This window comes from Flexivirga oryzae (assembly GCF_014190805.1).
GTDB lineage: Bacteria > Actinomycetota > Actinomycetes > Actinomycetales > Dermatophilaceae > Flexivirga > Flexivirga oryzae.
In genome coordinates, this window is sequence record NZ_JACHVQ010000004.1 from 139,665 (window position 1) to 159,004 (window position 19,340).

Annotated in this window: 15 protein-coding genes; 9 read left to right on the forward strand and 6 right to left on the reverse strand. The window is 67.7% G+C overall.

Annotation, left to right across the window (positions count from 1 at the left end):
- Window positions 1-60: 60 nt before the first annotated feature.
- Window positions 61-1,920 carry an acyl-CoA dehydrogenase gene (locus FHU39_RS19850; RefSeq protein WP_183322469.1) on the reverse strand — a complete coding sequence of 620 codons (1,860 nt, stop codon included), beginning with the start codon at window positions 1,918-1,920 and terminating at the stop codon, window positions 61-63.
- 122 nt (window positions 1,921-2,042) lie between these two features.
- Here FHU39_RS19850 and FHU39_RS19855 point away from each other — a divergent pair, with 122 nt between their 5' ends.
- A complete protein-coding gene (locus FHU39_RS19855) occupies window positions 2,043-2,681 on the forward strand; it encodes a CYTH domain-containing protein (protein ID WP_183322470.1) in 639 nt (212 codons plus the stop codon).
- 26 nt (window positions 2,682-2,707) lie between these two features.
- On the forward strand, window positions 2,708-3,169 hold the full coding sequence (locus FHU39_RS19860) for a Fur family transcriptional regulator (RefSeq protein WP_183322471.1): 462 nt from the start codon (window positions 2,708-2,710) through the stop codon (window positions 3,167-3,169).
- Between the two features lie 112 nt (window positions 3,170-3,281).
- Here FHU39_RS19860 and paaZ read toward each other — a convergent pair whose 3' ends face one another.
- Entirely contained in the window at window positions 3,282-5,402 is a 2,121-nt protein-coding gene (gene paaZ, locus FHU39_RS19865; RefSeq protein WP_183322651.1) for a phenylacetic acid degradation bifunctional protein PaaZ, read from the reverse strand.
- 105 nt (window positions 5,403-5,507) lie between these two features.
- Here paaZ and paaA point away from each other — a divergent pair, with 105 nt between their 5' ends.
- The 6 genes from paaA to FHU39_RS19895 all read left to right on the forward strand — a co-directional run bounded on the left by paaA (window position 5,508) and on the right by FHU39_RS19895 (window position 10,241).
- Complete coding sequence (paaA, locus tag FHU39_RS19870; protein ID WP_343066035.1) at window positions 5,508-6,512, forward strand: 1,2-phenylacetyl-CoA epoxidase subunit PaaA; 1,005 nt, start codon at window positions 5,508-5,510, stop codon at window positions 6,510-6,512.
- On the forward strand, window positions 6,505-6,798 hold the full coding sequence (gene paaB / locus FHU39_RS19875) for a 1,2-phenylacetyl-CoA epoxidase subunit PaaB (protein ID WP_183322472.1): 294 nt from the start codon (window positions 6,505-6,507) through the stop codon (window positions 6,796-6,798). Before paaA ends, paaB begins: the two co-directional genes overlap by 8 nt.
- A gap of 159 nt (window positions 6,799-6,957) precedes the next feature.
- A complete protein-coding gene (gene paaC / locus FHU39_RS19880; protein ID WP_183322473.1) occupies window positions 6,958-7,881 on the forward strand; it encodes a 1,2-phenylacetyl-CoA epoxidase subunit PaaC in 924 nt (307 codons plus the stop codon).
- A 3-nt stretch (window positions 7,882-7,884) separates the two neighbouring features.
- Complete coding sequence (gene paaD / locus FHU39_RS19885) at window positions 7,885-8,397, forward strand: 1,2-phenylacetyl-CoA epoxidase subunit PaaD (RefSeq protein ID WP_246336771.1); 513 nt, start codon at window positions 7,885-7,887, stop codon at window positions 8,395-8,397.
- Window positions 8,398-8,399: 2 nt separating this feature from the next.
- Window positions 8,400-9,491, forward strand: a complete 1,092-nt coding sequence (gene paaE, locus FHU39_RS19890) for a 1,2-phenylacetyl-CoA epoxidase subunit PaaE (RefSeq protein WP_183322474.1) — start codon at window positions 8,400-8,402, stop codon at window positions 9,489-9,491.
- Window positions 9,492-9,506: 15 nt separating this feature from the next.
- Window positions 9,507-10,241, forward strand: a complete 735-nt coding sequence (locus FHU39_RS19895; RefSeq protein WP_183322475.1) for an enoyl-CoA hydratase/isomerase family protein — start codon at window positions 9,507-9,509, stop codon at window positions 10,239-10,241.
- Between the two features lie 18 nt (window positions 10,242-10,259).
- Here FHU39_RS19895 and FHU39_RS19900 read toward each other — a convergent pair whose 3' ends face one another.
- Window positions 10,260-13,703: a proline dehydrogenase family protein gene (locus FHU39_RS19900; protein ID WP_183322476.1), complete on the reverse strand. Its 3,444-nt coding sequence runs from the start codon at window positions 13,701-13,703 to the stop codon at window positions 10,260-10,262.
- 111 nt (window positions 13,704-13,814) lie between these two features.
- Here FHU39_RS19900 and FHU39_RS19905 point away from each other — a divergent pair, with 111 nt between their 5' ends.
- Window positions 13,815-14,723 carry a LysR family transcriptional regulator gene (locus tag FHU39_RS19905; protein WP_183322477.1) on the forward strand — a complete coding sequence of 303 codons (909 nt, stop codon included), beginning with the start codon at window positions 13,815-13,817 and terminating at the stop codon, window positions 14,721-14,723.
- Between the two features lie 4 nt (window positions 14,724-14,727).
- On the opposite strand, the gene FHU39_RS19910 is transcribed toward FHU39_RS19905, so the two are convergent.
- The 3 genes from FHU39_RS19910 to FHU39_RS19920 are packed head-to-tail and all read right to left on the reverse strand — an operon-like array spanning window position 14,728 to window position 19,210.
- Entirely contained in the window at window positions 14,728-15,345 is a 618-nt protein-coding gene (locus FHU39_RS19910) for a TetR/AcrR family transcriptional regulator (RefSeq protein WP_183322478.1), read from the reverse strand.
- Window positions 15,346-15,386: 41 nt separating this feature from the next.
- On the reverse strand, window positions 15,387-16,397 hold the full coding sequence (locus tag FHU39_RS19915) for a ribonucleotide-diphosphate reductase subunit beta (protein ID WP_183322479.1): 1,011 nt from the start codon (window positions 16,395-16,397) through the stop codon (window positions 15,387-15,389).
- Window positions 16,394-19,210, reverse strand: coding sequence for a ribonucleoside-diphosphate reductase subunit alpha (locus tag FHU39_RS19920; protein ID WP_343066036.1), 2,817 nt, complete (start codon window positions 19,208-19,210; stop codon window positions 16,394-16,396). Before FHU39_RS19920 ends, FHU39_RS19915 begins: the two co-directional genes overlap by 4 nt.
- Window positions 19,211-19,340 lie beyond the last annotated feature (130 nt).

The following is a 19,340-nucleotide window of genomic DNA, read 5'->3' on the forward strand; positions in this document are numbered from 1 at the left end:
GGATCGGGCGGTCCAACTGGGCCTCTCGGGGTGTTTCTGGGCCTGTCGGTCAGGGGAGCGTCAGAAGGACTCCTCCGGCAACTCCATCAGCGACAGGTCGGTGGCCTCGGCGACGGCACGCTCGGCGGTGATCTTCGGCAGCACGGTGGCGGCGTAGAACTTCGCGGCCGCGACCTTCCCGCGGTAGAACGCCTCGTCCGCGCCGGCGTCGCCGGCGTCCAGCCTGGCCTGCGCCACCTCGGCGCCGCGCAGCAGCAGCCAGCCGATCACCAGGTCGCCGGCGGCCAGTAGGAAGCGCGAGGTGTTGAGGCCCACCTTGTAGATCTCGGTCGCCTTGCCCTCCTCGAGCGCCGCCATCGACGTGGTGGCGAGCCATTCGGCAATGCCCTGCACGTCGGCCAGCGCGGTGCCGAGCAGTTCGCGTTCGGTGTGCAGGCCGTCGTGGCCGTCGCCACCCTTGACCGTCTCGGTGACCTGCCCCGCGAGATGCATCAGCGAGGCGAACTGGTCCTTCACGATCTTGCGGAAGAAGAAGTCCTGGCCCTGGATCGCGGTCGTGCCCTCGTAGAGGGTGTCGATCTTGGCGTCGCGGACGTACTGCTCGACCGGGTAGTCCTGCAGGAAGCCGGAACCGCCGAAGGTCTGCAGCGACTCGGTGCCCAGCAGCACCCAGGCCCGTTCGGAGCCGACGCCCTTGACGATCGGCAGCAGCAGGTCGTTCAGCCTGCTCGCCATCTCGGCGGGAGAGCCGGGCTCGGGCTGCTCGGAGCCGGTGCGCAGGAACTCCGCGTCGACGATGTCCTGCTGGCTGGCCGTGTAGAGCACCAGCGAGCGCAGGCCCTCGGCATACGCCTTCTGCAGCATCAGGCTGCGGCGTACGTCGGGGTGATGGGTGATGGTGACGCGCGGCGCGTCCTTCGCCGGCGTGGTCATGTCGGCGCCCTGCACGCGCTGCTTGGCGTAGTCCAGCGCGTTCAGGTAGCCGGTCGACAGGGTGGCGATCGCCTTGGTGCCCACCAGCATTCGCGCGTGCTCGATGACGCGGAACATCTGCGCGATGCCGTCGTGGACGTCGCCCAGCAGGGTGCCGACGGCCGGCTCGCCGTCACCGAAGGTCAGCTCGCAGGTGGTCGACACCTTCAGACCCATCTTGTGCTCGACGTTGGTGACGTAGACGCCGTTGCGGTCGCCGAGCTCACCGGTCTCCAGGTCGACGTGGTACTTCGGCACGATGAACAGCGACAGCCCCTTGGTGCCCGCGCCGGCGCCCTCGGGGCGGGCCAGCACGAAGTGCACGATGTTGTCGGTCATGTCCTGCTCGGCGGAGGTGATGAACCGCTTCACGCCGGTGATGTGCCAGGTGCCGTCGGGCTGCTGCACGGCCTTGGTACGTCCCGCGCCGACGTCGGAGCCCGCGTCCGGCTCGGTCAGGACCATGGTGGCGCCCCAGGAGCCCTGCGCCATCCACTTGGCCAGCTTCTGCTGGTCGTCGTTGCCGAGGATGAAGAGCAGCCGGCTGAAGGAGAACGTCGCGGCATACATCCCGATGGCCGGGTTGGCGCCGAGGATGAGCTCGTTCAGTGCCCACTTCAGCGACGGGGGCACGACTGTGCCGTCGAACTCCTTGGGCAGGTCGACCGCCTGGAAGCCCGAGTCGAGGTATGCCTGGTAGGACTTCTTGAAGCTCGCCGGCAGCGTGGCGGTCTTGGTCTCCGGGTCGTAGACCGGCGGGTTGCGGTCGGAGTCCAGCAGGCTCTCGGCCAGCTCGTGCTCCGCGAGGCGCGCGAGCTCCTTGATCATCTCGCGGGCGGTGTCCGCGTCGACCTCGGCGTACGGGCCCGAGCCGAGCACGTCGCCCCGGCCGAGGACCTCGAAGAGGTTGAACTCCAGGTCGCGAACATTGCTCTTGTAATGGGACATGGTCTCCTCCAACTGGCCCTACTCGTCAGTAACATCATTGTGCTACTCACCAGTAGATCGTGCAAATGCGGGGTCCGTACGGCGGATGCGGCAACTCGTGGCCGACCCGTGACAATGGCTGTATGACGCGCGCCCACCGACACCTGGAAACCGAGCGCAAGTTCACCCTGCAGCCCGGAGCGCAGGCGCCCGATCCGGCGCACTGGCCCGGCGTCGAAACGGTTTCGGCGCCGGACCGGTTCGAGCTGGACGCCCTCTACTTCGACACCGGCGATCTGCGGCTGGCGAATGCCGGCGTGACCCTGCGCCGGCGGACCGGGGGCGCGGACGACGGGTGGCACCTCAAGGTGCCCGGTGCGGGCGAGGGCCGGCTGGAGCACGGTCTGCCGCTGGCGGCCGGCCAGGACGCGCCGCCCGCGGAGTTCGTCGAGCAGGTTGCTCCGCTCACGGTCGGTGAGCCACTGCGCCCGATCTGCCGGGTGTGCACGACGCGGGTGGAGCGCCGGCTCGACGACGGGACCGGCCCGGTCGCCAGCGTCTGCGACGACACCGTCACGACGCACAACCTGCTCGATCCGCGGCTCGACCAGTCCTGGCACGAGCTGGAGGTCGAGCTGACCGGTGACGGCACGCCGGCGTTCCTGGACACGGTCACCGAGTACCTGGCCGGAATCGGCATACCCCAGGTGTCCATCGCCTCGAAGCTGAGGACGGCGCTGACCCCGCCGCCCGACGGGCGTGTGCCGGAGGCGCGAGGCTGAGGGACAATCGTGTCAGGAGGTGCGTGATGCGTCATACCGAGGATTCCGCTGCGGTCACCGAGGCTCTCGATCTGCTCCGGGAGAAGGGCGAGCGGGTGACGGCTGCCCGGCGCGCGGTGCTCCACGTGCTGGATGACGCCAGTGGCCACCTGTGCGCCGAGGACATCGCGACCCGGGTCGACGAGGCCGAGCCGGGCGTGCACCGCGCGACGGTCTACCGCTCCCTGCAGTCGCTCGCCGAGCTGGGGATCGTCGCCCACACGCATGTGCCGGGCAGCGCCACGATCTACCACCTGCGGCATTCGCCGGGTGCGCCCACCGGTCACGCACACTTGCAGTGCTCCACCTGTGAGCGGTTCTTCGACATCCCGAGCGACTGGCTGACTCCGCTCGGCGATCGCATGCGGGAGGAGCTCGGGTTCGAACTGGAGGCCCAGCACGCCGCGCTGCTCGGCACCTGCGCGCAGTGCCGCGCCGCAGCAGGCTGAGAGGCGGAACCGCACGGCGACCGGGCGCCGTCATACCCGCGTGCCGGGGTCACCGACTCGTCCACCTCGTCGATTGACGCCCGAAACGGCCGTTGACGGCGAGATTGCGGGGTCAACCGCGGTTTTCGCCGTCAACCAGCGTGCTGCGCCCGGGCGAGCTACTCCAGGCTGCGATACTAGCTCCCATAAATGAGCAGGAGGTTGCAGCGTTCCTGGACGTAGTTGTCTTCGCGACCAGCGTCAGCACGTCGTAGGTCGCGACCGGCTCGCCGTCCTGGTTGGTGACCAGACAGTCCCAGCGCACCTCGCCGTAGTCCGCGCTCTGCCGCGGGGTGATCTGCTTGGCGGTGAGCTGCACACTGATCGAGTCGCCCGCCTTCACCGGAGTGAGGAAGCGCAGGTTGTCGACGCCGAAGTTCGCCAAGACGGGGCCCGGGTCGGGGTCGACGAAGAGGCCCGCTGCGAGCGAGACGATGAGGTAGCCGTGTGCCACGATGCCGCCGAAGATCGGGTTGGCTGCAGCCGCCTCCGGGTCGGTGTGCGCATAGAACGTGTCGCCGGTCTTCGCCGCGAAATCGTTGATGTCCTCCAGTGTCACCGTGCGGCTTTCGGTCTCGATGGTGTCGCCGATCTGCAACTGTGCCAACGACTTCCGGAACGGATGTATGTCGGAGGCGTCCCGCTCGGCGCCGGTCGTCCAGCGCCCGGTGATCGCGGTCAGCATGTCCGGCGAGCCCTGGATGGCGGTGCGCTGCATGTGGTGCAGGATGCCGCGGGCACCGCCCAGCTCCTCGCCACCGCCGGCACGTCCCGGGCCGCCGTGCACCAGCACCGGAAGGGGTGAGCCGTGGCCGGTCGACTCCTTCGCGTCGTCCCGGTCGAGCACCAGGATGCGGCCGTGCCAGGGCGCCAGTCCCTGCACCACCTCGCGGGCGAAGTCCCGGTCGTGCGTGACGACCGAGCCGACCAGACTGCCCTTGCCACGAGCGGCCAATTGCACTGCGTCCGCTGCGGATCCGTAACCGATCACCGACGCGACCGGACCGAACGGTTCGACGTCGTGCACCTGGGTGGCGTCGGCGTGTGCGCGCAGCAACACCGGTTGCATGAAGGCGCCGCGCTCGTCGCCGACCGGCGCGTTCGGGTCGCCATACACGACGTCGGCGGCGGAGCGCAGGGCCTCGATCGCCTTGCGTACCTCGTCGCGTTGCGCGAGTGAGGCGAGTGGCCCCATCCGCGTGGCCTCGTCGCGCGGGTCGCCGACGGTGGTCGTGTCCAGCCGTGCGCTGATCGCCTCGATGACCGGGTCGACCATCGGCTCGGGCACGATCACCCGGCGGATCGCGGTGCACTTCTGGCCAGCCTTCACCGTCATCTCCGCGACCACGCCCTTGACGAAGAGGTCGAACTCCGGATCGTCGCTCGTCACGTCGGTGCCGAGCACGGAGCAGTTCAGTGAATCCGCCTCCACCCCAAGGGAAACGCCGCCGTGCAGCACCGACTCGTGTCGGCGCAGGATGCCCGCGGTGTGTGCAGAGCCGGTGAACGCCACCGAGTCCTGCACGGTCAGCTCGTCCAGCAGGGTGCCGGCGCTACCGGACAACAGCTGGAGGGTGCCCTCGGGCAGGATGCCGGACTCGATGATGCGGCGCACGGTGAGCTCGGTGAGGTATGCCGTCTGGCTCGCCGGTTTCACGATGCTCGGCAGGCCGGAGATGAAGGCGGGTGCGAGCTTCTCGAGCATGCCCCAGACCGGGAAGTTGAACGCGTTGATCTCGACGGCGACGCCGGGGCGTGAGGTGAAGACGTGCTGTCCGACGAAGCTGCCGCCCTTGCTCAGCGGTTCGAGTGGCCCGTCCGGTGCGACCGTCCCGTTGGGCAGCTCGCGTCGCGCCTTGCTGGAGTAGCTGAACACGGTGCCGATGCCGCCGTCGATGTCCACCCAGGAATCCCGCTTGGTGGCGCCGGTGCGGTAGGAGACGTCATACAACTCGTCCTTGATCTCCGGCTTCGACAGGTGCAGCGCGACCTCCTTCATCAGGATCGCCCGCTCGTGGAAGGTCAGCGCGCGCACCGCCGGGCCGCCCACCTGCTTGGCGTGGCGGACCATCGCCGCCAGATCGAGACCGCGACTGCTGATCCTGGCGACCGTTTCACCGGTGGTGGCGTCGAGCAGCGGGTCCCCGTCGGCCTCGGATCGGAACCACGCACCGGCGGCGTAGCTCTCGAGCATGCGTGCGTCTGTCACTGGGTTGCTCCCTTGTCGTTGCCAACTGTGGCGGTCGCATGCCAGACTAATAACTGACCACTCGGTCTGTAAATACCGCAGGAGGACATCGTGCAGGTTGACCAGGCTCCGCTGGAGGAGGCCTTCGAGGCGACCATCGCCGGCAACGACCGCATCGAGCCACGCGACTGGATGCCGGAGAAGTACCGCCAGACGCTGATCCGGCAGGTCGCGCAGCACGCGCACTCGGAGATCATCGGCATGCAGCCGGAGGGCAACTGGATCACCCGCGCGCCGTCGCTGCGGCGCAAGGCGGTGCTGCTGGCCAAGGTGCAGGACGAGGCCGGGCACGGGCTCTATCTCTACTCCGCGACCGAGACGCTCGGCATCTCGCGCGACGAGCTCACCCGCCGGCTGATCGAGGGCAAGCAGAAGTACTCCTCGATCTTCAACTACCCGACCCTCTCGTATACCGACGTCGGCACCATCGGCTGGCTGGTCGACGGCGCCGCCATCTGCAACCAGGTGCCGTTGTGCCGGACCTCCTACGGGCCCTACGGCCGCGCGATGATCCGCATCTGCAAGGAGGAGTCGTTCCACCAGCGGCAGGGGTACGAGCTGCTGATGACCATGATGCGCGGCACCGACGAGCAGCGCGCGATGGTGCAGGAGTCGGTCGACCGCTTCTGGTGGCCGGCGCTGATGATGTTCGGTCCGCCCGACGGCGACTCGCCGAACACCGCGCAGTCGATGGCCTGGGGCATCAAGCGGCACACCAACGACGAGTTGCGCCAACGCTTCGTCGACATGACGGTGCCGCAGGCGAAGGCACTGGGCGTCACGCTGCCCGACCCGGAGCTGCAGTGGAACGAGGAACGCGGCGCGCACGACTTCGGCGAGCCGGACTGGGACGAGTTCTGGGCCGTGGTCAAGGGCAACGGCCCGTGCAATGCGCAGCGTATGGCGCACCGCAAGGCGGCATACGACGACGGTGCCTGGGTGCGCGAAGCGGCCATGGCATTCGCGGCCCGCGCGGACTCCGTGGGTCGAGACGCGGAGGGGCGCAGCGGGGAAGAACGTACCGGGACCAAGGCCCAGGAGGCTGGAAATGACTGAGAACACTGCCGAATGGCCGCTCTACGAGGTCTTCGTCCGCAGCAAGCGCGGCCTCAACCACGTGCACGTCGGGTCGCTGCACGCGCCGGACGCCGAGTTCGCGCTCCGGCATGCTCGGGACGTCTACACCCGCCGCAACGAGGGAGTCTCGATCTGGGTCGTGAAGTCGGTCGACATCACCGCGTCCAGCCCGCAGGAGAAGGACCCGCTCTTCGCACCGAGCGGCGACAAGGTCTACCGCCATCCGACGTTCTACGACATCCCCGACAACGTCCCACACATGTAACTCACCCCACGAAGTTCCTCCCCCGCCCCGTCACCCCATGAAGTTTCTCCCCCGCTCCGCTCCTCCGAATACTTCATGGGGCCCCGACAAAGCTCCTCCGGATACTTCGCGGGGACCCCGAGTTTCGAAGTCGACGATGATCAGAAAGAGCCACCTCTCATGAGCGAACACATCACCCAGGACGCCGAGGGCGAGCACGACAACGCATATGCCGGATTGCTCGGCAACGACGCCCACTGGGCGTTCGGCACCGACTTCGAGGACCCGTTGGCGGGAGTCGACACAACCATCCCAGAAGGCGTCGACGCCGCCGAATTGGCGCAGTACTGCTTGATGCTCGGCGATGACGCATTGATCTACGCGCACCGGTTGTCGGAGTGGACGAGCAACGCGCCGGACCTCGAAGAGGACATCGCGATCGCCAACATCGCGCTCGACCTCGTCGGGCAGGCTCGGCTGCTGCTGGCACGCGCCGCTGCCGCCGACCCCTCCCTCGTGCCGTCCCTGCCCGAGGGATCCCCGGTGCCGGACGAGGACCGGCTGGCGTACTTCCGCGACGCCGGCGAGTTCCGCAACGTACGACTCGCCGAGGTCCCGAACGGTGATTTCGCGGAGCTGGTCACCCGGCTGCTGGTGCTCTCCACCTGGCGGCTGGCCACCCTCCAACGACTGGTCGACCACCCGGACGCCGTGCTCGCCGCGATCGCCGCCAAGGGCGTGAAAGAACTTGCCTACCACCGGGATTTCGCAGGCCGGTGGTTCGTGACCCTGGCCGGCGGCACCGAGGAGTCGCACCGCCGGTTGACCGCAGCGATGGCCACGGTCTGGCCGCTGATCCCGGAACTCGAGACGGGCACGGCGGTGGAGCGCGCGGTGGGTGTCGATCCCGCATCGGTCGCACCCGAGATCGCTGTCGTGCTCGACCAGGTGCTCGCCACGGCAGGTATGGCGACACCGGACGCTCCGGCGCTCGCGGGCGTGCAGGGGAGGACCGGTAGGGACGGCATGCACTCGGAGGCCCTGTCCCGGCTGCTCGCGGAGATGCAGGTGGTGGCACGCGCACATCCGATGGGACGGTGGTGACCGATGATGCCGAGGCTGGCAGGGGCCGTGATCGAACGCGCATGGGACGTCGCGTCCGAGGTCACCGACCCCGAACTGCCGATGCTGACACTGGCCGATCTCGGCGTGCTCCGGAAGATCAAGCAGGCCGACGACGGCGCTCTCGTCGTCTCCATCACGCCCACCTACTCGGGCTGCCCGGCGATGGCGACCATGCGCGACGACCTGGTGCACCGCCTCACCGATGCGGGCTTCGAATCGGTCCGGGTGAACGTCCAGCTGAGCCCGCCATGGACCACCGACTGGATCACCGAGGAAGGCCGGAAGGCGTTGTCCGACAACGGGATCTCACCTCCGGGAGAAGCGCCACGCGGGCCGGTTGCGCTGCAGCTGACACCGACGCGTCGCGCCACACAGTGCCCGCAGTGCGGGTCCGGTGACACCGAAGTGACCAGCGAGTTCGGCAGCACCGCGTGCAAGGCGCTCTACCGCTGTCGTGCGTGCGGCGAACCCTTCGACCATGTGAAAGAGATCTAGGCATGACCACGCTGAGCCCCGAGGCCAACATCAACTCGCGCACGACGCCGTTTCACCCGCTGGTCGTGCACGACGTGGAGCAGCTGACCGACGACTCGGTCGCCGTGACGTTCGAGGTCCCCGACGAGCTGAAGGACGAATTCGCTTTCGCCGCAGGGCAGGCACTCACTCTGCGGCGGGTCATCGACGGTGTCGAACACCGCCGCACCTACTCGATCAGTTCACCCGTCGGGAGCCTGCCGCGGATCGGCGTGCGCGAGATCCCCGACGGACTCTTCTCCAGCTGGCTGGTGCACGACGTGCGCCCCGGTGACGTCATTGACGTGCAACGGCCCAGCGGGAGCTTCTGGGCGAACCCCGAGCAGCCGGCCCGTCATCTGTGCATCGCGGCCGGATCCGGCATCACCCCGATGCTGTCGATCGCATCGTCGGTGGTGACCCACCCGGAGTCGACGGTCACCATGCTCTACGGCAACCGGGCCACCAACACGGTCATGTTCGCCGAAGAGCTTGCCGACCTCAAGAACGCCAATCACCAGCGTTTCGACCTGATCCACGTCCTGTCGCGCGAACCCCGCGACGTCGAGCTCTTCTCCGGGCGGCTCGAAGGCGACCGGTTACGGACGATCCTGCGCGAGCTGGTGCCGCTCGACTCGGTCGACCACGTCTGGTTGTGCGGACCGATGGAGATGCTGCAGGAGTCCCGCTCGATCCTCGAGGAGCTGGGTGTTGCCAAGGACCGCATCCACTACGAGCTGTTCTACGTCGACGCTCCGCCGCCGCAACTACGGCACGCCGAGGCCGTCGTCGAGGGCGAAACCGCAGACCTGACAGTGGTGCTCGACGGTCGTACCACCACCACCGCGGTGCCCAAGACGGTCACGGTCCTGGACTCGGCGCAGCAGAAGCGTCCGGACATGCCGTTCGCCTGCAAGGGCGGCGTGTGCGGCACATGTCGCGCCAAGGTCACCTGCGGCGAGGTCGAGATGGCCCGCAACTACGCACTGGAGGACGCCGAGGTGGAGCAGGGCTTCGTCCTCACCTGTCAGAGTTTCCCGATCAGCGACGAAGTCACCGTCGACTTCGACGCCTGAAACGGAGGCATCACGATGGGCGCTGTCGAACTGGACGAACGCGACGACCGGGTCGTCATACGACTCAACCGGCCGGAGGTCCGCAACGCGATCGACGCCGAGACGGTCGCCGCGCTGCACGACGCGTGCGCGTCGTTGGAGCAGCAGCCGCGCATCGCGCTGATCGTCGGCAGCGGAGGGGTTTTCGCTGCCGGAGCCGATATCCGGCAGTTGCGGGAACGGCGTCGCGACGACGCGCTGCGAGGCATCAACTCCGGTATCTTCGACCGGATCCGCAAGTTGCCGATGCCGGTCATCGGACTGATCGACGGTTACGCGCTCGGCGGCGGGGCGGAGCTGGCCTATGCGTGCGACTTCCGGATCGGCACGCCGTCGGTGAAGATCGGCAACCCCGAGCCCGGGCTCGGTATTCTCGCCGCGGCCGGTGCGTCGTGGCGGCTTGCCGAGCTGGTCGGGGAGCCGCTCGCCAAGGAGATGCTGCTGGCGGGGCGGGTTCTCACCGCGGAGGAGGCTCTCGCCTGCCGGTTGCTCAATGACGTCGTGCAATCGGACGAGCTGGAAGCCGCCGGGAGCGCCCTTGCCGACCGCATCGCCAAGCAGGCACCGCTGGCGGTTCGGCTCACCAAGTCCGCCTTCCACGCCCCGCGCGAGGCGCACCCGCTGATCGACGACATCGCCCAGGCCGTGCTCTTCGAGACCGAGGAGAAATACGACCGGATGACGGCGTTCCTGGACCGCAGGAAGAAGTAGCGAGAACCGATCCGGCCGTCAGACGAGCCTCATCTGGGGTGTGAAGAGGTCTTCCGCCAGCGGCGTCGGCGACCCGAATCGGTGGGCGGTGACGGCGATGGCCTGCTCGTGCAGGAACGGCAGCAACTCGACGCGACCGGCTTCGACGACCGGCTGCGCGTAGAGCGCGATGTCGACCCGGCCGCCGCTGGCGGCGGCGAAGGTCTCGCGGGAGCCACCGATGAGCCGCACCCGGTGCGGAGCGTCGGCGCCCTGCAACCGGGCCGCCCACGCCGCCTCGTCCTCGGTCACCACGTGCACGCCGGCATTCCGCAACGCACCGGTGAGGCTCGCGTCGAGCGGCGCTCCGAGCGACACGGTCACCGGTGCCCCGGCGGTCAACCCGGCGGCAACGACGCGAAGGAGCTGCACCGGCTCGTCGGCCTCGAGCCGCACGGTCACCGGCACCGGCCGGTAGCGGAAGACGTTCTTCTCCGCCAGCAGCGCCGAAACATCTTTGGCGGTACCGAACTCGTCGTGCCACGCGAGGGCGTCGGAGCCGGCCGTGCGTCGCAGGAAGAGCGCGTCGTTGCCGGTGAATCCTGCGTCGTCGAACAACCGCTGCACCTTCGCAGCCACCGGGGCAGCCTGTGTCGCTTCACGCGGTGCCCAGTCGGTCAGCCCCACCAGGTAGTTGGGCCCGCCGGCCTTGGTGCCCGCACCGACAGCAGACTTCTTCCAGCCACCGAACGGCTGCCGTCGGACGATGGCACCGACGGTCGTCCGGTTGATGTAGGCGTTGCCGGCCTCCACCCGGTCGATCCAGGTCTCCAGCTCGGTGCGCTCCAACGAGTGCAGCCCGGCTGTGAGGCCGTAGTCCGTCTCGTTCTGGATGGCGATCGCCTCGTCCAGATCCGCGGCCTCGATCAGGCCGAGGACCGGGCCGAAGTACTCTGTGAGGTGATACTCGGATCCCCGCTTGACGCCGGTCTTCACACCGGGCGACCACAGGCGGCCCTCGTCGTCCAGTTGCCGCGGCTCGACCAGCCACGACTCACCCTCGTCCAGGATGGTGAGCGCCTTCAGCAACTTTCCCCCGGCCGGCTCGATGACCGGACCCATCTGAGTGGCCGGGTCGCTGGGGAGGCCGACCTTGAGCGACTCGACCGCGTCGACGAGCTGACTACGGAACCGATCGGAGGTTGCGACCGACCCGACCAGGATGCCGAGTGAGGCCGCCGAGCACTTCTGCCCGGCGTGCCCGAAGGCCGAGTTGACCAGGTCCTTGACCGCCAGGTCCAGGTCGGCGTTCGGCGTGACGATGATCGAGTTCTTGCCGGAGGTCTCCGCGAGCAGTGGCAGGTCGGAGCGGAACGTCCGGAACAGCGCCGCCGTGTCGAAGGCACCGGTCAGGATGAGCCGGTCGACCTTGGGCGACGCCACCAGCGCGCGACCCACCTCGTTCTCCGGGACGTGCACCAGACGCAGCACATCCTTGGGAACTCCTGCTGCCCAAAGGGTTTCGACGAGCACGGACCCGCAGCGAGCCGCCTGCGGTGCCGGCTTGACGATCACCGCTGAGCCGGCTGCCAGGGCTGCCGCGATACCACCGGTCGGTATGGCGAGGGGGAAGTTCCACGGCGGCACGACCAGCGTCAGCCGCACCGGCTGCGGGGTCGCGCCGTCCACGGTGTCGAGCCCCTCGGCGAGGTCGGCGTAGTAGTTGAGGAAGTCGATCGCCTCCGAGACCTCCGGGTCGGACTGGTCGAGCGTCTTGCCGCACTCGGACCCGGCCACCTCTAGCAGTTCACCGCGGCGCTTCTCGAACTCCACTGCTGCGGCGCGCAGCACCGCGGCACGCTCGGCTGCCGGTCGCGCGCCCCAAGCCCCACCGGCCGCGTGTGTGTCGTCGATGATCGCGTCGACGGCTGAGGCGTCGTCGACGGAGTGGGCCGCCACCAGATCGGTGCCCAGCGTCGACGTCGCGATGCGCCCGATGATCCGTGCACCCCATTCGCGGTTACCGGGCAGCGACGGATCGGTGTCCGGTGTGTTCACGAAGTGGGTGAGCGGCCCTGCGGTGACCTGCTGCCGCCGGTCCTGGGTGCGGTTGGGTGCGGGCACCCCGTCGCTCACTTGCGCCAACGAGTCGATGAAGCGCTGCTTCTCCCGCTGGTACAACGCAGTGTTGTCGTGGATCTCGAACACCGCGGACATGAAGTTCTCCTGGCTGGCGCCCTCCTCGAGACGGCGCACCAGGTAGGAGATCGCCACGTCGAAGTCCTTCGGGTGCACGACGGGCACGTAGAGCAGCAGGTCGCCGACCGTCTCGCGGACGGCTTCGGCCTGGCCCTCCGCCATACCGAGCAGCATCTCGAACTCAACACCGTCGCGAACACCGTTGCGTCCGGCCAGGACCCACGCGTATGCCACGTCGAAGAGGTTGTGCCCCGCGACGCCGATGCGCACATTGGCGGTGCGTTCCGGTTGGAAGGCGTACTGCAGCACGGACAGGTATGACGTGTCGGTGTCCTGCTTGCTGCCCCACGTCGCCAGCGGCCAGCCGAACAGCGAGCTCTGCACCTGCTCCATCGGCAGGTTCGCACCCTTGACCAGACGCACCTTGATCGGAGCACCACCCCGGGCCCGCCGTGCAGCCGACCACTCCTGCAACCGCATCATCGCCGGGAGCGCGTCGGGCAGATAGGCCTGCAGCACGATGCCGGCTTCGAGTTCGAGCAGTTCGGGTCGGTCGAGCAGTTGGGTGAAGACGTCCATGGTGACGTCTAGGTCGTGATACTCCTCCATGTCCAGGTTGATAAACTTTTTCGTTGTGCCCGAAGCAGATTGGGCCGCAGCGTAGTGATAGAGCGGCAGCAGTCGGTCGACCACGTCGGCGACTGTCTCGTCGTGCGACCAGGGGGAGTGCGGGGCGACCGGCGAGGACGCCTTGATCGACACGTAGTCGACGTCCGGGCGCTCGAGCAGCCGGCGGGTGCCCTCCAAACGGCGGTTGGCCTCCTCCGCGCCGAGCACCGCCTCGCCGAGCAGGTTGATGTTGAGCTTCACCCCGCGTTGCCTGATCCGCGCGATCTGCTTGCCGAGCTTGGAGTCGGTGGCGTCGATGAGCAGGTGGCCGACCATGTGCCGCAGCACCCGCCGGGCGATCGGGATGACGACGCCCGGTGCCGCGTGGGACACGGTCGCACCGGTCCGCAGCGCTGCCCGCTGGTACGCCGGCAGGAATTGCGGTGTGTCGTCGACGATCTCGCGAAGTGCCTGTGCCGCGACCGTCAGATCTTCCGGACGGATGACCCGGTCGACGAAGCCGACCGTGAAGTCGAGACCCTTGGGGTCCTTCAGCACCTCGGCGAGCCGTGTGGCCGACGAGTGGACCGGCTTGGTGGCGGCCACGTCGAGCCAGGCCTTCACCTGCGCCTCGACGTCGGCGACGAGTTGCGGGTCCACGGGGGTGCTGGTCACGGGATCTCCTATGCGGCGTGGTGGGCAGAGTGCTTCACTCCGAGTATCGAGGTGACATCACTTCAGGTAAAGCGATGTTTTCCGTCGTTTTTCCTTCGGATAATCTGAAGCATGCTCGAAGTCCGAAGACTGCGCCTGCTGCGTGAGCTCAGCGGCCGCGGCACCATCGCCGAGGTCGCCGAGGCACTGCACCTCAGCCCGTCGTCGATCTCGCAGCAGTTGAGCCAGCTGGAGCGTGAGGTCGGTGTCCCGCTGCTGCGCAAGACGGGGCGGCGGCTGGAGCTGACACCGGCTGCCGCCGTCCTCGTGGAGCACACCGAGCGCATCCTCAGCGAGCTGGAGGAGGCGGAGAGCGCGGCCGTCGGCCTGTCCGGGGAGGCGTCCGGCACGCTGCGGATCGCGGTGTTCCAGTCGGCCGCCGTCGCATTCATGCCGCGATTGCTGGCCGAGTTGGCGACCGCGCATCCGCGGCTACGGGTCACCATGTCGCAGCGCGAGCCCGAGGAAGGGCTGCGCGAGACCGCGGCGCACGAGTTCGACCTGGTGATCGCCGAGCAGTACCCGCACCATGCCGCTCCGCGGCACCCGTCCCTGGATCGGGTCCCGCTGACGACCGACTCGTTGCATCTCGCCGTCCCGGTCGACGGCGCGGCATTCGCGGGAGTGGAGTCCATCGAGCAGGCGGGTGGCCTGCCCTGGGTGATGGAGCCACAGGGTGCGGCGTCGCGGCACTGGGCCGAACAACTGTGTCGGCAGGCCGGGTTCGAGCCGGACGTCCGCTTCGAGACCGATGACCTGCAGGCCCACGTCGCGTTGATCGAGTCGGGTAACGCGGTGGCCGTGCTGCCGGATCTGATGCTGGTGCCCCGGCGTCCGCGGGCACGACTGATCGAGCTGCCGGGCCGGCCGAGGCGGTCGGTATTCACCTCGGTGAGGAGGTCGAGCACCGGCACGCCCGCCGTGCGCGCGTGCCGGTCGGTGCTTGCGGAGGTGTTCCCGACGACGGTCGAGCTGACCTGACAGCTCAGAGCGGCGCGAGCAAGCCTTCGAAGGCGATGGCGGTGAGTGCGTCGGCGATCGTGTCCGGGCTGGTGCGGCCGCTCGGCCGCACCCATTCGGCGAGTGAGTTGACCATGCCGAAGAGCAACCGGCTGATCAGGTCGGCCGGTATGTCGGTGCGTATGCCGCCCTCGGCCGCCGCATCCGCGACCAACTGCGCCAGCTGCGCGTCCAGCTCGCGGCGCCGCTTCAGGGCAGCGACCTCCGCCGGGGTGTTGCCGCGGACCCGCAGCAGCAGAGTCACGGCAGGGAGGTGCTCGATCAGCACGTCGACGCTGCCGCGCACAGCGCGCCGCAGTCGCTCCAGCGCCGTCACCGAACTGTCGGCTCGCGCCGCCGCGACGGCTTCGGACAGGTTGTCCAGCGCTTCGTCGAGAGCCTGTTGCAGCAGGTGTTCCTTGCTCGGAACGTGGTGGTAGAGCGCCGATTTGGTGAAACCCAGGCGGGCGGCGAGGTCGCCCATGCTGGTGGCGTCATACCCCTGCAGGTTGAACAGCTCGATCGCCTCGCGCAGCACGGTCTCCTGGTCCTTGCCGGGCCTGCCGCGACGACGCGGGGTCGGCTCCTCGACGGCGGATGTCATACCCCGAGACTTTCACACTTCGCCGCCGAGGACCCGATCGGTTACGACCCCGCTTGGGCGTCCACCTCGTAGCTGGTGTTGATCGACTCGAAGAAGTTGACCAGTTCGAGCGTGTCGTTGGCCGTTGCCATCCATTTCGCGGGATTGCTGACGCCCCAGTGCGGTCCGAAGCCGAGCTCGTCCAACCGGCGGTCGGCCAGGTAGCGCACATAGGTGTTGATGTAGTCGGCGTTGAGGCCGAGGATCCCTCGCGGCAGCAGATCGCGGTTGTACTGCTCCTCCATCTCCACCGCGTCGAAGATCATCTGCTGGATCTCTTCGGCGAACTCCTGCGTCTGCAGGTCGGGGTTCTCCTCCAGCACGGTGAGGATGAGGTTCATGCCGAACTTCAGGTGCAGCGACTCGTCGCGCACGATCCAGTCGATCAGCGAGCCGAAGTTGCGCAGCAGGTTCCGCTGCCGGAAGCTCAGTGCGACCATGAAGCCGCTGTAGAACCAAATACCTTCCAGCACAACGTTGTACGCCACCAGGTTGCGCACGAAGTCGCGCTTGCCCTCGGTCGTCGAGATGTCCAGGGTCTGCTCGGCCATCCGCTGGATGTAGCGGACCTCGAACTCCTCCTTCGCGGCCATCGACGGGATGTCGACGTGCGCCGCGTAGGCCTCGGCACGGTCGATCGGGAAGGTCTCCAGGACGTATTCGAACGCCATGCAGTGGTTCGCCTCCTCCCACATCTGCTTGGCGAGGTAGAGGTGTGCCTCCGCGGCGCCGACGTAGGGATAGACGCCGAAGGCGAGGGCTTTGTTGACGAGCAACTCGTTCGGATTGAAGTAGCTCATCAGGAAGGTGACCGCGTGGCGTTCCTCGTCGGTCATCCGCTCGAAGTCCGCAAGGTCCTCACCCAGCTGGATCTCATGTGGGAACCAGGTGTTCGCGACGGCCTGGTTGTAGAGGTCGTAGGCCCACTGATAACGGATCGGCTTCAGGAGCAGGGCATCTTCGATGCCGGTGCCGAGGATCGAACTCCTCGTGTCCGAAGTAGTGGATGTCATTGGCATGCCTCGCAGTTCAGCAGTTCTTGGGGGTCGGTCGGGCAGGTGAAGCCCTCGGCGAACTCCGCATCCGCAGCAGCCACGGGCATCGCCTGGGTGACGGGGGCATGCACGGGCGCCGGCTCGGTGACGGGGACATCCACGGGCGCTGGCTGGGTGATGGAAGCATGCACGGGCGCCGGCTGGGCGACGGGGGCATCCACGGGCGCCGGCTGGGTGATGGGAGCATGCACGGGCGCTGGCTGGGTGATGGGAGCATCCACGGGCGCTGGCTGGGTGATGGGAGCATGCACGGGCGCTGGCTGGGTGATGGGAGCATGCACGGGCGCTGGCTGGGTGATGGGAGCATCCACGGGCGCTGGCTGAGTCGCGGGGGAGCGAAGCGGAGGAGCGGATCGAAGTCCGCCCGTCTGTTCCGATGCGTCAGCTTCAGTCGTTGCCCGCCGTGCGAAGCCGAAACCGCCTCCGGCGCGGCCGCTCTCGACGGCCTTGTTGACCTTGACCGTCGACTGCTCGGCACGGTGCCGTGGCTTCATGTGCAGGTAGTACGTCGTCTTGACACCCTTGCGCCAGGCATCGACATACAGGTCGCTCATGCCGCCGATGTCGCGCGACTCCAGGTAGATGTTGCGGCTGATCGCCTGGTCGATCCACTTCTGGGCTCGGGACGCAACCTGCAGGTATGCCGTGGGAGGCAACTGGAACGACGTCTGGAAGATTTCCAGGAGGTCCTCCGGCACACCGGGCACGACCGACAGGTCGCCGCGCGAGCGGAGCAGTTCCTCACGGACCGCGTCCCACAGGCCGCGCTCCTCCAACGCCGCAACCAGGTTGCGGTTGACCTCCAGGAACTTACCGGACGAGGTCGTGCGTGAGAACAGTTGTGAAAACTGCGGATCTAGTCCGGGTGTGGTGCCGGCGACCAAGCCGATCGACGCCGTCGGCGCGATCGCCATCAGCGTTGCGTTGCGGATACCGTCCTTGACGCGTTCCCGCAGAACGTCCCAGTCCATCCGGCTGGTCCGTGGCACGTCGACCTCGACCGCCCGACGCCGCTCCAGCACCTCGAGGGTGTCGATCGGGACCAGGCCACGTGACCAGCCGGACCCCTCGAAGTTCGGGTAGGCGCCGCGCTCCTGGGCGAGGTCACACGACGCATCGATCGCGTGCCAGCTGATGAATTCGGCCAGCCGGTCGATGAGGTCCGCGGCTTCTTCCGATGCGTAGGACAGGCCGAGCTTCTCCACCACGTCGGTGAATCCCATGAACCCCAGGCCGATTGCGCGGTTCTGGTCGTTGGAGTGCTCGGACTCGGGCACCGACGAACGCGTGATGTCGATCAGGTTGTCGAGCTGTCGCACGGCGACGCGGACGGACTCGGCGAGCCGGTCCCAGTCCCACTCATCATCCACCAGATGCCGGGAGAGGTTGATGGAGGCGAGGTTGCACACCGAGACGTTGTCACGGTCCTGCGGCAGGGTGATCTCGGTGCACAGGTTCGACAGGTGGATCGTGCCGGTGTTGTCGTTGAGCGCCCGCTGGTTGATGGTGTCCTTCCAGGTCAGCCACGGGTGCGAGGTGGTCTGCAGCGACACGAGGATCGACTTCCACTGTGCGCGCGCCCGGATCTTCTTGAAGGAGCGCAGTTTTCCGGTCTCGGCGAGGGCGGCATACTCCTTGTACCGCCGGGAGAAGTCGTCACCGACGAGCTCGACCAGGTCGGGAGTCTCCAGGGGGTCGAAGAGGTACCAGTCGTCGTCCGCCACCACGCGCTTCATGAACTCGTCGGACAACCAGACCGCTATGTTGGCGGTGCGGGCCCGCCGGTAGGGGTCGCCGGCGTTCTGCCGGAGGTCGAGGAACTGCGGGAAGTCCAGGTGCCAGTTCTCCATGTAGAAGCACAGCGCGCCGAACTTCTTCCCGCCACGGGACACGGCGCGCAGGATTGAGTCGATCGTGTGCATGAACGGGATCGGGCCGGTGGAGGTGGTGTTGTTGCTCCGGATCGGGCTACCCTCAGAGCGCAGTTTGGAGACCGAAAGACCAATGCCACCAGTACCTTTGGTGAGCCACATGACGTCACGCATCGACTTGGCGATGTGCTCGATGTCGTCGTCCATCTGCATCACGAAGCAGTTCGACAGCTGCGGGGTGTTGGTGCCTGCATTGACCAGGGTCGAGCCGGCGGCGAGGTAGTCGAGCGACGCCATCTTGCGGTAGAAGCCGATGGCGGCCTGCGTCGGGTCCTTCTCGTTCACCGACATTCCCATGGCGACGCGCATCCAGAAGTATGCGGGCACCTCCAACGGCTGCCGCCTGGAATCCGTTGCCATGTAACGGTTCTTGAGGGTGATGATGCCGATGTAGCGCAGGCCGTCGTCCAGGTGGTGATCGAGGGCGGCGGCCAGCTGCTCGAGGTTGAACGCCGACGCGAGGCGCGCGTCGAAGAGTCCGTCCTCGACGGCCTCCCGCACGTAGCCGGGGAAACGTGCCTGGTGCAGCAGCGCGAGCTCCGACTGTGTCTCGAAGTCGCCGAGCACCTTCTTGTAGATCGTCTTGAGCAGCAGCCGGGAGGCGATCACGTCGAAGTCCGGGTCGTCCTTGACGTTCTGGACGGCCACCGAGATCGCGGCTTCGTCGAGCTGTTCGGTGGTGATCCCGTCGAAGAGCGTGATCGCCAGCTCCGAGGCGATCTGCATGGTCATCGCCATGGCGTTCGGCAGGCCGTCTGCGGCTCGCTCGATCGCCCGGTTGATGCGGTCTGCGTCATACGGCTCGCGTGAACCGTCGCGCTTGGTGACGTGTATGGCCACGTGCGTTGTCTCCCGTCTTCCCTCACTGTCGGTCCGGCGAGGAGGACGGCGAGCGGGCAGCGCAGGGCACGTGGCTCGCTGCCGCTCGTTCGTCAGCCCTTCCCGCGCGGGCTGCGGTCGGACCCGCCCG